This window comes from Ruegeria sp. AD6 (assembly GCF_056542325.1).
The window spans coordinates 95,327-108,878 of record NZ_JBQFZQ010000005.1 but is presented as its reverse complement, the minus strand read 5'-3'; the positions used below and the strand labels follow the sequence as shown (position 1 = coordinate 108,878).

The following is a 13,552-nucleotide window of genomic DNA, read 5'->3' as shown; positions in this document are numbered from 1 at the left end:
GCGCAGCTTTCGCCGCAAAAGGACCAGGAATGACCGACGCAAGCATCAATGCCAGCGCAACGACCGCACAGGCGCACGCGGATGAGGCCAGCTTTGGCGATTACTTCGCCCTGCTGAAGCCCCGCGTCATGTCTCTGGTCGTGTTCACGGCCTTGGTCGGTCTGCTGGCAGCTCCGGTTGCGGTGCACCCCTTCGTGGGTTTTTGCGCCATCCTGTTCATTGCCATCGGCGGCGGAGCCTCGGGCGCGCTGAACATGTGGTGGGACGCGGATATCGACAGGGTGATGAAACGCACCAAGAACCGCCCGATCCCTTCCGGCAAGGTAGAAGAGGGCGAGGCGCTGGCAGTTGGGCTGGCCCTGTCCGGTCTGTCGGTAATCATGCTGGGCCTTGCGACCAACTGGTTCGCGGGTGCGTTTCTGGCCTTCACCATCTTTTTCTACGTGGTCGTCTATACGATGTGGCTGAAGCGCACGACGCCGCAGAACATCGTGATCGGCGGCGCTGCGGGTGCGTTCCCTCCGGTGATCGGCTGGGTTGCGGCAACCGGGTCGATGTCGATCGAGCCCTGGCTGATGTTTGCCCTGACTTTCATGTGGACACCGCCGCATTTCTGGGCGCTGGCGTTGTTCATGCGCTCGGACTATGACGACGCAGGCGTGCCGATGCTGACCGTCACGCATGGTCGTCGCGCAACACGCTGGCATATTCTGGTTTACACCGTGCTGCTGGCCCTGCTGGCAGTCGGCACGTCCTTCTCGGGCATTGGCGGCCCGGTCTATCTGACCGTCGCGCTGGTGCTGAACGCGCTGTTCCTGCGCGGCGCATGGCAGATCGCGCGCCGGACCGAGGACGATTCCGAGGCAGACAACTTCAAAGTCGAGCGTGGGTTCTTCAAGCTTTCGCTTCTCTACCTCTTCCTGCATTTCGGGGCTATTCTGGTCGAAGCCCTGCTGAAACCTTACGGCTTGGGAGGCTGGTCATGAGCCTGCGCAAAAGCCACGAACTGCATAAACGCCGCTTTGGCCGCAACCTTGGGGTCGGCCTGACCTTGGCGGCGTTCATCGTGATCATTTTTGGCCTGACGGTCGTGAAAGTGTCGGGCACAGACTTTGGCATGGCGACTGAGGAGGTACAGAACTGATGGCATTGACCGGCCCGCAGAAGACGGTTGCACAAACGGTGGGTGTGGTTGTCCTGATGGGCAGCCTGGCCTGGGCCGCTGTCCCCTTCTACGACTGGTTCTGTCGCGTCACTGGGTTTGGCGGCACCACCGGCGTGGCCGAAGCGGCCCCCGAAGACATCCTGGACCGCACCGTCACCATTCGCTTTGATGCCTCAAAGGCCAAGGGCATGGCATGGGAGTTCAAACCGGTTGAACGTGAGATGGAAGTGCGCATCGGCGAGACTGGTCTGGCCTTTTATGAGGCCTACAACCCGACCGACCGCCCCATCGCGGGGCAAGCGTCGTACAATGTGGCGCCATATTCGGCCGGCGGCTATTTCCAGAAAATCGCCTGTTTCTGCTTTGAGGAACAGGTGCTGCAACCGGGCGAGCGGGTAGAGATGCCCGTCAGCTTTTTCGTCGATCCCGAGATGGTCGAGGATCTGGAAGCGAAATATGTGCATACGATCACTCTGTCGTATACATTCTACGAAATTGACCTGCCCGAGGGCTTTGCCGCCCTGGACGCGCAGACCGATACAAACACGAACTAACGCCTTTAGGTGAGGGACACTGATGGCACACGCAAAAGACCATGATTACCACATTCTGAACCCCTCAATCTGGCCGCTTGTCGGCGCGATTGGGGGCTTTGTGATGCTGTTCGGAGCCGTCCTGTGGATGCACGGCATCACGCCATGGATGTTCTGGGCCGGTTTGGTGGCTGTTCTTTATACCATGTTCGCCTGGTGGTCCGAAGTGGTGGTCGAAAGCCGCCAGGGCGATCACACGCCGGTCGTGCGCATCGGCCTGCGCTATGGCTTCATCCTGTTCGTGATGTCCGAGGTGATGTTCTTCTTTGCCTGGTTCTGGTCGTTCTTCAAACATCGCATGTATCCGATGTACGACTATGCAGGCACTGAATACATCCAGCCGGATATCCATGCGGTTGACCCGTTCCACCTGCCGCTGATCAACACTCTGGTCCTGCTGCTGTCGGGCTGTGCGATCACCTGGGCGCACCACGCGCTGGTGCACGACAATGACCGCAAGGCGCTGATCAACGGTCTGGCCATTGGTATCGTTCTGGGCATCGCCTTCACCGCGCTGCAGGGTTTCGAATATTATGAATTGCTCGCGCATGAGGACTGGAAGTTTGGCGGCGACCAGTTCTACTCGAACTTCTTCATGGCGACCGGTTTCCACGGCGCGCATGTGATCATCGGCACGATCTTCCTGTCGGTCTGTCTGATCCGCGCGCTCAAGGGCGACTTTACCCCTGAAAAGCACGTGGGTTTCGAGGCTGCTGCCTGGTACTGGCACTTTGTTGACGTCGTCTGGCTGTTCCTGTTCTTCGCCGTCTACATCTGGGGCCAGGCCCCGCTGATGTAACACCGGTCAGGTGATCCAATTGCAAAAGCCGCCCCTTGGGGCGGCTTTTTCTCGATTAGGGCGCTTTTCGTTTTATCTAGATTTCTTCATCAGAATGCGCGTTCGACCGAAGGGAGAGGCAGCGCATTCTGATTCAAAACAAACGAAAAGCGCTTCAAGGGCGCAAGATTGCGCCCGATACAATTGCGTGGTTGCAATCCGGCCCGCGCCGCCCTTAACAAGACGCCGGTTCCTGCAATGAGGTTTGCCCCCGCCATGCGCCGCTTTTTGTTTCTGCTGATCTTCGGCCTCGCCGGTCTGGCCGTGCTGGTGTCGCTGGGCGTGTGGCAGGTGCAGAGGCTGGCGTGGAAACAGGGCGTGCTGGCCGAGATCGACAGCCGCATCTCAGCCGAGCCTGTGGCGCTGCCGCAGAAACCGTCCGAGGGTGTTGACAAATACCTGCCGGTCGTCGTCGAGGGCGAACTGGAGCCGGGGGAGATTCACGTTTTGGTTTCGGTCAAACAGGTCGGGGCAGGGTACCGCATCATCCAGTCGTTCAGCACGCAGGACCGGACCATTCTGGTGGATCGCGGATTTGTGCCGACCACGGCGAAACAGGCCGAGCGCCTGACCGGGCCTATGCAGATCACCGGCAATCTGCACTGGCCCGATGAGATCGACAATTACACGCCCGACGCCGATATCGATGCCAACATCTGGTTTGCCCGAGACGTGCCCAATCTGGCCGCTGCATTGGGGGCAGAGCCGGTGTTGCTGATCGCGCGGTCGCAAACCGACCCCGGCATCACGCCTTTGCCCGTCAGCACGACGGGCATTCCGAATGATCATCTGCAATATGCAATCACCTGGTTTGGTCTGGCTCTGGTCTGGGCCGCGATGACCGGGTACTTCCTGTGGCGCAGCCGTGCCAATTCTGAAAGTGACGCGACATGAAATACATCTCGACCCGTGGGCAGGCGCCCGAACTGAGTTTTGAAGAGGCGATGCTGACCGGGCTGGCCCGAGACGGCGGCCTGTACCTGCCCGCCGATATCCCGGTGATGAGCCACGACGAGATCGCCGCTTTGGCCGGTTTGCCCTATGAGGAAATCGCGTTCCGGGTGATGTGGCCCTATGCCAGCGGCTCATTTGCCGAAGGTGAGTTCAAGGACATCATCGCCCGCGCCTATGAAGGCTTCGGCCACGATGCCCGCGCGCCGCTGAAGCAGTTGAACGAGAACCACTTCCTGCTGGAGTTGTTCCACGGGCCGACGCTGGCCTTCAAGGATTTCGCCATGCAGCTGATCGGTCAGCTATTCCAGGTGGCGCTGAAACGGCGCAATGATCGCGTGACCATCGTGGGCGCGACCAGCGGCGACACCGGCTCGGCCGCGATTGAGGCGTTCCGGGGGCTGGACGCGGTGGACGTGTTCATCCTGTTCCCGCATGGCCGCGTGTCCGAGGTACAGCGCCGTCAGATGACGACACCCGCCGACAGCAATGTTCATGCACTGGCCGTAGATGGCGATTTTGACGATTGTCAGGCCGCCGTGAAAGATATGTTCAACGATTTCGACTTCCGTGACGGGGTCAAGCTGGCCGGTGTGAACTCGATCAACTTTGCCCGCGTGCTGGCGCAGGTGGTGTATTATTTCTCGGCAGCCACAAGCCTGGGCGCGCCGCATCGCAAGGTCAGTTTCACCGTGCCCACTGGCAATTTCGGCGACGTTTTCGCGGGCTATATCGCCAAACGCATGGGCCTGCCCATCGACCGTCTGGTGGTGGCGACGAACCAGAACGACATCCTGCATCGCTGCCTCTCGGGCGAGGGGTATTTCAAGGGCGACACTATCCCCTCGATCAGCCCGTCGATGGATATTCAGGTCAGCTCGAACTTTGAGCGCGCGCTGTATTACGCCTATGGCGAGGATGGCAGCGCTGTGGCGCAGTTGATGGATGAACTCAAGAATGGAGGCTTCAACGTCAGTCAGGGCGCGATGGAGGCGCTGCGCGAGAATTTCGACTCTGGTCGCGTGTCCGAGGAGGAAACGCTGGCGACGATCAAATCCACGCTGACCCGTAGCGCCGAGCTGGTCTGCCCGCACACCGCCATTGGCATCAAGGTGGCCGAGGATCACCGCGCGGCGGACGTGCCGATGATCACGCTGGCCACCGCGCATCCGGCGAAATTCCCGGCGGCGGTCGAGACGGCGAGCGGCGAACATCCGCCTCTTCCATCCCGCATGTCTGATCTGTATGAACGTCCGGAACGGGTGACGCGGATTGCCAATGATCTGGGCGCCCTTGAGGATCATATCAGAAGGCATATTGCTGAGTGACAGTCAGACAGGACCAGCTGAAGAACGGCTTTCGTATCGTCAGTGAACATATGCCGGGGCTGCAATCGGCGGCCATCGGCATCTGGGTGACCGCCGGCGGGCGGCATGAGCGGATCGAACAGAACGGCATCGCGCATTTCCTTGAGCACATGGCGTTCAAGGGAACCGAGCGCCGATCCGCGCTGCAAATCGCCGAAGCGATCGAGGATGTGGGCGGCTATATCAACGCCTATACCTCGCGCGAGGTCACGGCCTATTACGCGCGTGTGTTGAAAGACGACGTGGCGCTGGCGATGGATGTGATCGGCGACATCGTGCTGAACCCGGTTTTCGACCCGCGCGAGATTGAGGTTGAGCGTGGTGTGATCCTGCAGGAGATCGGTCAGGCCTATGACACGCCGGACGATGTGATCTTTGACTGGCTGCAGGAGCAGAGCTATCACGACCAGCCTTTGGGCCGGACCATTCTGGGCCCGACCGAACGGGTCAGCGCCTTCTCGCGTGAGGATTTGTCGGGTTTTGTGGCCGAGCATTACGGACCCGAGCAGATGATCCTGTCCGCGGCGGGTGCCGTGGATCACGATGCGCTGATGAAACTGGCCGAAGAAATGTTTGGCCATCTGCAACCGCGCAAGGGTTTGATCCCCGAAGCGGCCCGTTTCACCGGCGGTGAGGCGCGGCAGGAGAAAGAGTTGGAGCAGGCCCATTTCGCGCTGGCGCTGGAAAGTCCGGGCTACCGCGACGATGCGATCTATACGGCGCAGATTTATTCGACGGCCTTGGGCGGCGGCATGTCCTCACGCCTGTTTCAGGAGGTGCGAGAGACACGCGGGCTGTGCTATACGATCTTTGCCCAGACCGGGGCCTATGCCGACACCGGCACGACCACGATCTACGCCGGAACTTCGGCCGATCAGGTGGGCGAACTGGCGACGATCACAATTGATGAGATGAAGCGCGCGGCCGAGGACATGAGCCCCGAAGAGGTCGCCCGCGCCCGCGCCCAGATGAAGGCGGGGATGCTGATGGGGCTGGAAAGCCCGTCGAACCGCGCGGAACGTCTGGCGCGTCTGGTGCAGATCTGGGGAAGGGTGCCCTCGCTTGAGGATACGGTCGCCAAGATCGACGCGGTCAGCACCGAGGATGTATGTGCCTTTGCCGAGAAGATGGCGGTGCAGGCCCCGGCGGCGCTGGCGCTGTATGGCCCCGTTTCGGGCGCGCCGTTGCTGGCGGAATTGCAGGAGAGGCGTGCGGCGTGATGCTGTTGGGCAGACGCAAGCTGAAACTCGAAACCGAGCGCCTGAGCCTGCGCCCGCCCGTCCATTCCGACTTCAACAACTGGACCGCGCTGCGACGATCCTCGAAAGATTACCTGACCCCGTGGGAGCCGATCTGGGCCAAGGACCATCTGAGCCGGAAATCTTTTACCAATCGCGTCTACTGGGCGCAGCGCTCGGTCACCAGCGGCACCGCCATTCCGCTGTTCCTGTTCCGGCGTGAAGATGACGTGCTGTTAGGCGCAATCACGCTGGACAATATTCGTCGCGGCCCGGCGCAAGCGGGCACGCTGGGGTATTGGACCGGGCAGGCATTCGCACGCCGTGGTTACATGCGCGAGGCCATTGGGGCGGTTGTTCATCACGCTTTCACGCGTTTGGATCTGAGCCGGATCGAGGCGGCCTGTCTGCCGGAAAACGCGGCCTCTCGGGGGTTGTTAGAAAGCTCGGGGTTCAAATATGAAGGCGTGGCGCAGTCTTATTTGCAGATCAATGGGCGATGGCGGACGCATGTTCTGTACGCGAGCCTTCGGTCGGATCGGCGCGGCAAGACGGACGCAGGGTAGGGGGCTCTGCCCCCGTCGCGGCAGGCCGCGACTCCCCCGGGATATTTTTGGCCAGATGAACAAGGGGCATGTCGCACAAAAGTTGGCACCTGATTTGTGCCGCTCGGACATGCACAACTAAAGCGCATGACTTGGGGGCGTTCTGCGCTACACTCTGGGTATGCGCTGGTTGGTTGCGGCATTGATGGTGATTTCGGGCGGGGCTGCAGCGCAAGAGCGGCGGCCGAGCCATTGCATCGCCATTGCGGATGCAGCTCCGGGGATCGCGTATATCCACAAGGCGGCCTGGCAGGATCCTGTGCCTGAGTTTTCGGTCCGGATCAGTTATGTCGCCCATGCGTCGTTTCTGATCCAGACTCGTGGCGGGTTGAACGCAGTGACGGATTTCACCGGGTTCATTGGTGGTGCCGACCTGATCCCGGACATCGTGACCATGAACCACGCCCACAGCACCCACTGGACGGCCCACCCGGACCCCGCGATCCCGCATGTTCTGCCGGGATGGGGCGAGTTCGGTCAGGGCATCGATCACTACCTCGATCTGGGTGAGATGCTGGTGCGCAATGTTTCGACCGATATCCGCTCGGTCTATGGCGGGGTGGAAGAACAGGGCAACTCGATCTTTGTCTTCGAGGTTGAGGGCTTGTGCATCGGTCATCTGGGGCATCTGCACCACGTGCCCTCGGATGAGCAATTCGCGGCGCTGGGGCGGTTGGATGTGGTCATGGCGGCGGTGGATGGGGGTACGACAATGCCATTGCCCGACATGATTTCGGTGCTGAGGCGGCTGAAAAGCTCGGTCATCATCCCGATGCACTGGTTTTCCAGTTTCTCGCTGGATCGGTTTCTGGTCGATATCCGTGATGAGTTCCCTGTTGTGCGTGAAGGCACGTCCGAAATCACCGTATCGTTGCGCACGTTGCCTGACCGGCCAACCGTTGTGGTGCTTGAGCCGGAATATCTGATTGATCTGGAATAAGGCTTGTGGGTGCCGTGCACCTTGGGCAATGAAGAGCAATGACCCTGAACCCCGCTGATGACCATCTTGCAGACCTGATCCGCTCAACCGTGGGGATCGATGTGCTGCGCCCGATTTCAGAGCGATATCTGGAAGAACCGCGCGGTCGGTTTTCCGGGGAGTCGGGCCTGTTGGCTTTGCCGCATTCGGTCGAAGAGGTTTCCGCTCTGGTCCGGCTTGCGTCCGATCAGGCGGTGCCCGTTCTGCCCTATGGCGGCGGTACAGGTCTGGTCGGGGGGCAGGTGATGCCCGACGGGCCGACCCCGTTGGTGATCTCATTGGAACGCATGACTGCGATACGTGAGGTCTATCCCACCGAGAATGTCATGATCGCCGAAGCGGGCGCTGTGCTGGCCGATGTGCAGGCGGCGGCCGAGGCGGCGGGCCGGCTGTTTCCTCTGGCATTGGCGGCGCAGGGGTCATGCCGGATTGGCGGCAACCTTGCGACCAATGCGGGTGGGGTCAATGTGCTGCGCTATGGCAACGCCCGCGATCTGTGTCTTGGGCTTGAAGCCGTGCTGCCAACCGGTGAGATCTGGCATGGTCTCAGCCGGTTGCGGAAGGACAACACGGGCTATGATCTGCGCAATTTGCTGATTGGGTCCGAAGGCACGTTGGGGATCATCACGGCGGCGTCGCTAAAGCTGTTCCCGCGCCCCGCGGCGACCGGGACCGCGATTTTTCAGGTTGCTTCACCCGAGGCCGCGATTGATCTGCTTGGCGTGGCGCGCGATCAGGTGGGCGAGACGGTCAGTACGTTTGAGTTGATCCATAGGCAGGGGCTGGACTTCTTGACCGAGGTGTTGCCGGATGTGCGCCAGCCGTTTGACACGCCGCCAGACTGGTCCGTTCTGATCGAGCTGGGCCTGCCTGCCGGGCAAGACCCGTATGACGCTTTGGAGGCCCTGTTCAGCGCTGCGAGTGCAAGGGGTTTGGTCAATGACGGGGTGATCGCGCAAAGCGAGGCGCAGCGTCAGGAGCTTTGGGCGGTGCGGGAAAACATCCCCGAAGCAAATCGCTTGATCGGTTCGGTCTCGAGCCACGACATCTCAGTGCCGATTTCGGCGATCCCCGAGTTCATTCAGCATGGGGCTGAGATTATCGGGGCGCTGGGGCCGTTTCGGATCAACTGCTTTGGTCATCTGGGCGACGGCAACCTGCATTACAACGTATTTCCGCCCAAGGGGCAGAGCCGGGCAGATTTTGCCGAAGACCGCATGCTGGTCAAACAGGCGGTGCACGATCTCGTGCATGCGTTCGAAGGATCTGTCAGCGCGGAGCATGGGATAGGTCGGCTAAAGACAGAGGATCTTGAGCATTTCTCTGAACCGACGAAACTTTCTGCCATGCGGGCGATCAAGGCGGCTTTGGACCCCAAGGGCATCATGAACCCGGGCGCTGTTCTAAAGATGTGATCACGGCCCAGCCGGGACCGGGCCGTGAAGAATAATGCTTAGGACGCAGGCAGGATTACCTTGTCGATGACGTGGATCACGCCGTTGCTTGTCTCGATATCGGCCTGAACAACGTTGGCGTCATTGACCATCACGCCCGAGTCCAGATCGATGGTGATGTCACCGCCCTGAACGGTCGCAGCGGTCATGTCGTCGGACAGATCGCCCGACATCACTTTGCCCGGCACGACGTGGTAGGTCAGAACCGCCACAAGCTGATCTTTGTTTTCCGGCTTCAGCAGGTCAGCGACCGTGCCCTCGGGCAGCGCTGCAAAGGCTTCATCGGTCGGGGCAAACACGGTGAACGGGCCCTCACCCTTCAGCGTATCCACCAGCTCGGCAGCCTGAACAGCTGCAACAAGGGTTTCAAAGCTTCCGGCGGCGACGGCGGTGTCGACAATGTCTTTGCCGTGGCCATCGGCCATGGCCGAGGTGCTCAGAAGGATCGAAGCAACACTGACGGCGGCGAATTTGCGAAACATAACGTAGTCTCCCTGGTTTGGGATGCTCTCAGCAGCATCAACCGGGATACGCCGGGCGCATGGAACAGATCACATGAAACGCGCAAAGAATTGGCTTGAAAACTGGCGAAGCCGGACTAAGCCCTAGCCTTTTCAGATTTCCACTCAAAAATATGTGATTTTGTTTGGGTCAAAGACCTTCGAATTCGCAAAGGATGTGCACATCCATGCCCATCTCTTCCAGAACCTTGCGGCCGCCCAGCTCGGGCAGGTCGATGATAAAGGCGCAAGAGACGATTTCGCCACCCAGACGTTCGATCAGCTTGATCCCGGCCGCCGCAGTGCCGCCTGTCGCCAGCAGGTCGTCGACCACCAGGATTTTCTCGCCGGGCAGAATGGCGTCATCGTGGATCTCGACAATCGCCTCGCCGTATTCCAGTTTGTAATCCTGACTGATCGTGGTGCCGGGCAGTTTGCCCTTTTTGCGGATCGGCACAAAGCCCACACTCAGTTGGTGCGCGATGGCACCGCCCAGAATGAACCCGCGCGCTTCCAGCCCCACAACCTTGTCGATCCGTTCACCCGCGTAGGGGTGCAGCATCTGGTCGATGGCCATGCGAAACCCGCGGGGATCGGCAAACAGGGTCGTCACATCGCGGAACATGATCCCTTCATGGGGGAAATCGACGATGGTCCGGATGTAATCTTTGACCGTCTTGTTTCTGGACATGAGGCAACCCTTTGGCGTCAAAACACGCCGGGCTGTTTGGCCCATCGGGGTCAGTCATGCAAGAAAAGAATACCGCCTGCGCCTATTTGCGGCGGTCCGGGGACGCCTTCGGCAAACCGTAATATCGGTACAGTGCTGCGGGCAACCACGACAAGTGTGGTTTGCGCCAGTTGCGCTGATCTCGCAAAAGAAATGCCTGAGCAGTATGAAGGTTCATTGCCATAATCCTATTTTTGTTGTTATGTGCCCGATATCTACAACCTCTATGCCATGTATATACATTGCATCGCAAAGAGATTCAAGGTTCAGACGGGAAAAAGACGCGTGGCAAAGAAAGACGGTAAGGGTTCCACCAAGAAAAACAGTCAGTTGGTCTTGCGTCTGGACAAAGATGAGCGCGATGCTTTTGTCGAATTGTGCAAAGAGCTCGACACCTCGGCAGCGCGCGAAATCCGCCGCTTTATTCGCGGTTTCATGAAGGAAAACGCCGAGGAATAGGTCAGGCGGGACGGCGCAGTACCGCGGTTGCGATGCCCATTCCGATCAGCGCGATCCCTCCGGCCCGTGTCAGGGCGGTGATCACCCCCGCGCGTCCGATCATCACGCGCAACCGGTCGGCCAACAGCGCATAGGCCAGCGCATTCAGCGCGGCAAGTCCGACGAATGTGGCGATCAGGATAACGAATTGCGGACCCAAAGGCTCGGCGGGGCGCAGGAACTGGGGTACAAAGGCAATGAAGAACGCAATGGATTTGGGGTTCAGCGCGGTCACTGCGGCAGCGTGACCAAAGACGCCTCGGGCGGTTACATCGCGCCCGGTCTCTACCGGGGTCAATCCGCCAGACGGTGCGCTGCGCAGCAGCTTTAGCCCTAACCAGACCAGATAGACCGCTCCGACCCATTTCAGGACGGTGAATAACGTCGCCGAGGCCAGAACCAGCGCGCCCAGCCCCAAAAGCGAGGCCGTCATTGCAATCAGATCACCCAGCGCAACCCCGGTGGCCGAGGCCACGGCGACGCTGCGCCCTTTGGACAGCGCGTAGCTGAGGACCAGCAACACTGTTGGTCCAGGGATCAGCAGCAGCGCAGTTGATGCGGCGACAAAGGCCAGCCAGAGTTCGAAAGACATGGTTCACCCGGATTTGTGCAACCCGCAGCAAGCCCATTTGGCGCGCTGGGGTCAAGAGTTTTGCTGTGAGCGCCACAACATTAACCCCAGATTAAGCTTGGCGTATGTTTCTTGAATCTGGCAAACCGGCCCCCAGACTAAGGGCATCACTGCATTCGGCGGAGTCATCGATGAACCAAACTCAACAAGTAGGAAAGGGCACCGCGCCAAACGATGCGCCCGGTACGCGTCGTGTGACCCGGCTGTTTGTCACCTTGTTTGCTTTGGTCGCCGTTCTGTATCTGGCCGCTGTCGGATACATGTACGTCAATCAACGCAACTTGCTGTTCAAACCGATGGGGGATTTGCCAGAACCCGGCGCAATCGGGTTGGCGGATGTGGACGTCATTTCATTGCCCATGTCGGATGGAACCGAACTGACCGCATGGTCAGCGCCGCCAGCCAGAGAAGATGCGCCAACCGTGTTGTTCTTCCACGGTCAGGGCGGCAATCTGGGCGATCGCGCTGCGCGCCTTCGGGAAATCCTCAACAACGGCTACGGGCTGCTTGCGCCCAGCTATCGGGGCTATCCCGGCAGCGCAGGTGAGCCGTCCGAGGTGGCATTCGTGTCGGATGGGCTGGAACTGTTCGACTGGCTGAACGATCAGGACAAACCCGTCGTTTTGCATGGCCAAAGCCTGGGCACGGGAGTTGCGGCTGCCGTTGCGGCGCAGCGTCCAGCGGCCGAGTTGCTCGTGCTTGAAGCCCCGTTTACCGCAACCGTTGACGTGGCGGGTGAGCGTTACCCGTGGCTTCCGGTCAAAGCGTTGATGAAGGACCATTTCGCCACCCGTGACATCATGGCGGATATCGAGGTCCCGACGCTGATCTTCCACGGCTCGGCGGATACGGTTGTTCCTTCCCATCACGGACAGGCTTTGGCGTCACTGGCCGAGGATACGGCCAGCCTGTATCTGATCATCGGTGGAACACATGATGATTTGTGGTCGCACGGGCTGTGGCAGGTGGTCCAGGACACGCTGCCCCAGCCCTGAGCGCATCAAAGCACTCGCCCGGCCACCGCGTCCAGCTTGGACAGCAAGACCAGATCGCGCTTTTCCGGGGCCGTAAGGATCGCATATTCCAATGCCCGGTCACATCCGTGCGGGCAGGGCACGCGCACGGCCCCCAACAAGGATGGCAATCCTTTGACCAACGCCTGTCCCTTTTCGGCATTGCCGGTCAGGGTTGCGATGATGGCGGTGACATCAACCTCGCCATGGTCCGGGTGCCAGCTGTCATAATCGGTGACCATCGCGATGGAGGCATAGCAAAGCTCGGCCTCACGGGCGAGTTTCGCCTCGGGCATGTTGGTCATTCCGATGACATCACAGCCCCATTGCTCGCGGTACATTTTGGATTCGGCCAGCGACGAGAATTGTGGCCCCTCCATTGCCAGATAGGTTCCGCCGCGATGGATGTTGATACCCGCAGCCTTACCGGCGGTCTCACACGCATCGTTCAGCCGCGGGCATGTGGGGTGGGCAACGCTGACATGCGCCACGCAGCCGGTGCCAAAGAAGCTTTTCTCGCGCGCAAACGTCCGGTCGATGAACTGATCGACGATCACAAAATCGCCCGGAGCCATATGCTCGCGAAACGATCCACAGGCCGAGACTGAAATCACGTCCGTCACGCCAAGACGTTTCAGCGCATCGATATTGGCGCGATAGGGGACTTCGGTGGGCGAATGCACATGCCCGCGCCCGTGGCGCGGCAGGAACGCCATCTCGACCCCATCCAACGACCCGGTCAGGATCTGATCGGACGGCATGCCCCATGGCGTTTCGACCGTGACCCATTGCGCGTTTTGCAGGCCATCGATGTCATAAATACCCGATCCTCCGATCACGGCGATTTTTGTTTGGGTCACGTTCGGCCTCCGCACTGAATTTCTGATACCCGAGTTCTGCGACCCGGCGATCAAATTGGCAAGTGCAGTCAACTGTTTGTGTCTTGTGCACGTGTCCTAAGGGTGAAGTTATGCAAGAAATGCATAGCGG

At 60.0% G+C, this 13,552-nt stretch carries 16 protein-coding genes; 12 read left to right on the top strand and 4 right to left on the bottom strand.

The features are described from left to right. The first annotated feature begins 29 nt into the window (after positions 1-29). The 10 genes from cyoE (at position 30) to ACR0KJ_RS12180 (ending at position 9,151) form a co-directional block, all read left to right on the top strand. Positions 30-986: a heme o synthase gene (cyoE, locus tag ACR0KJ_RS12225; protein ID WP_170454233.1), complete on the top strand. Its 957-nt coding sequence runs from the start codon at positions 30-32 to the stop codon at positions 984-986. Continuing rightward, positions 983-1,144 (top strand): hypothetical protein, encoded by a 162-nt coding sequence (locus ACR0KJ_RS12220; RefSeq protein ID WP_170454231.1) that lies wholly within the window; start codon positions 983-985, stop codon positions 1,142-1,144. Before cyoE ends, ACR0KJ_RS12220 begins: the two co-directional genes overlap by 4 nt. After that, positions 1,144-1,719 carry a cytochrome c oxidase assembly protein gene (locus ACR0KJ_RS12215; RefSeq protein WP_170454229.1) on the top strand — a complete coding sequence of 192 codons (576 nt, stop codon included), beginning with the start codon at positions 1,144-1,146 and terminating at the stop codon, positions 1,717-1,719. Before ACR0KJ_RS12220 ends, ACR0KJ_RS12215 begins: the two co-directional genes overlap by 1 nt. Positions 1,720-1,741: 22 nt before the next feature. Beyond that, positions 1,742-2,557, top strand: coding sequence for a cytochrome c oxidase subunit 3 (locus ACR0KJ_RS12210; RefSeq protein WP_170454227.1), 816 nt, complete (start codon positions 1,742-1,744; stop codon positions 2,555-2,557). Between the two features lie 255 nt (positions 2,558-2,812). Beyond that, positions 2,813-3,490 carry an SURF1 family protein gene (locus ACR0KJ_RS12205; protein WP_480626869.1) on the top strand — a complete coding sequence of 226 codons (678 nt, stop codon included), beginning with the start codon at positions 2,813-2,815 and terminating at the stop codon, positions 3,488-3,490. Continuing rightward, positions 3,487-4,875, top strand: coding sequence for a threonine synthase (gene thrC, locus ACR0KJ_RS12200; RefSeq protein WP_480626808.1), 1,389 nt, complete (start codon positions 3,487-3,489; stop codon positions 4,873-4,875). The genes ACR0KJ_RS12205 and thrC overlap by 4 nt, the downstream gene beginning before the upstream one ends. Continuing rightward, positions 4,872-6,134 (top strand): M16 family metallopeptidase, encoded by a 1,263-nt coding sequence (locus ACR0KJ_RS12195; RefSeq protein ID WP_480626807.1) that lies wholly within the window; start codon positions 4,872-4,874, stop codon positions 6,132-6,134. Before thrC ends, ACR0KJ_RS12195 begins: the two co-directional genes overlap by 4 nt. Next, positions 6,134-6,718: a GNAT family N-acetyltransferase gene (locus ACR0KJ_RS12190; protein ID WP_480626806.1), complete on the top strand. Its 585-nt coding sequence runs from the start codon at positions 6,134-6,136 to the stop codon at positions 6,716-6,718. Before ACR0KJ_RS12195 ends, ACR0KJ_RS12190 begins: the two co-directional genes overlap by 1 nt. Before the next feature lie 160 nt (positions 6,719-6,878). Then, positions 6,879-7,697 (top strand): MBL fold metallo-hydrolase, encoded by an 819-nt coding sequence (locus ACR0KJ_RS12185; RefSeq protein WP_480626805.1) that lies wholly within the window; start codon positions 6,879-6,881, stop codon positions 7,695-7,697. Between the two features lie 38 nt (positions 7,698-7,735). Beyond that, a complete protein-coding gene (locus tag ACR0KJ_RS12180) occupies positions 7,736-9,151 on the top strand; it encodes an FAD-binding oxidoreductase (RefSeq protein ID WP_480626804.1) in 1,416 nt (471 codons plus the stop codon). A gap of 38 nt (positions 9,152-9,189) precedes the next feature. Here ACR0KJ_RS12180 and ACR0KJ_RS12175 read toward each other — a convergent pair whose 3' ends face one another. Both ACR0KJ_RS12175 and ACR0KJ_RS12170 read right to left on the bottom strand, forming a co-directional pair. Further along, complete coding sequence (locus ACR0KJ_RS12175; protein WP_170454213.1) at positions 9,190-9,672, bottom strand: fasciclin domain-containing protein; 483 nt, start codon at positions 9,670-9,672, stop codon at positions 9,190-9,192. Positions 9,673-9,841: 169 nt separating this feature from the next. Then, positions 9,842-10,381 (bottom strand): adenine phosphoribosyltransferase, encoded by a 540-nt coding sequence (locus tag ACR0KJ_RS12170; RefSeq protein ID WP_170454211.1) that lies wholly within the window; start codon positions 10,379-10,381, stop codon positions 9,842-9,844. Between the two features lie 324 nt (positions 10,382-10,705). On the opposite strand from ACR0KJ_RS12170, the gene ACR0KJ_RS12165 reads away from it, so the two are divergent. Next, a complete protein-coding gene (locus ACR0KJ_RS12165; protein WP_170520607.1) occupies positions 10,706-10,879 on the top strand; it encodes a hypothetical protein in 174 nt (57 codons plus the stop codon). A gap of 1 nt (position 10,880) precedes the next feature. Here the strand turns inward: ACR0KJ_RS12165 and ACR0KJ_RS12160 are convergent, their stop codons facing one another. Beyond that, positions 10,881-11,510, bottom strand: a complete 630-nt coding sequence (locus tag ACR0KJ_RS12160) for a LysE family translocator (protein ID WP_170454209.1) — start codon at positions 11,508-11,510, stop codon at positions 10,881-10,883. A 170-nt stretch (positions 11,511-11,680) separates the two neighbouring features. On the opposite strand from ACR0KJ_RS12160, the gene ACR0KJ_RS12155 reads away from it, so the two are divergent. Continuing rightward, on the top strand, positions 11,681-12,544 hold the full coding sequence (locus ACR0KJ_RS12155; protein ID WP_480626803.1) for an alpha/beta hydrolase: 864 nt from the start codon (positions 11,681-11,683) through the stop codon (positions 12,542-12,544). A gap of 5 nt (positions 12,545-12,549) precedes the next feature. Here the strand turns inward: ACR0KJ_RS12155 and ACR0KJ_RS12150 are convergent, their stop codons facing one another. Then, entirely contained in the window at positions 12,550-13,422 is an 873-nt protein-coding gene (locus ACR0KJ_RS12150) for an S-methyl-5'-thioadenosine phosphorylase (protein WP_480626802.1), read from the bottom strand. Positions 13,423-13,552: the final 130 nt, after the last annotated feature.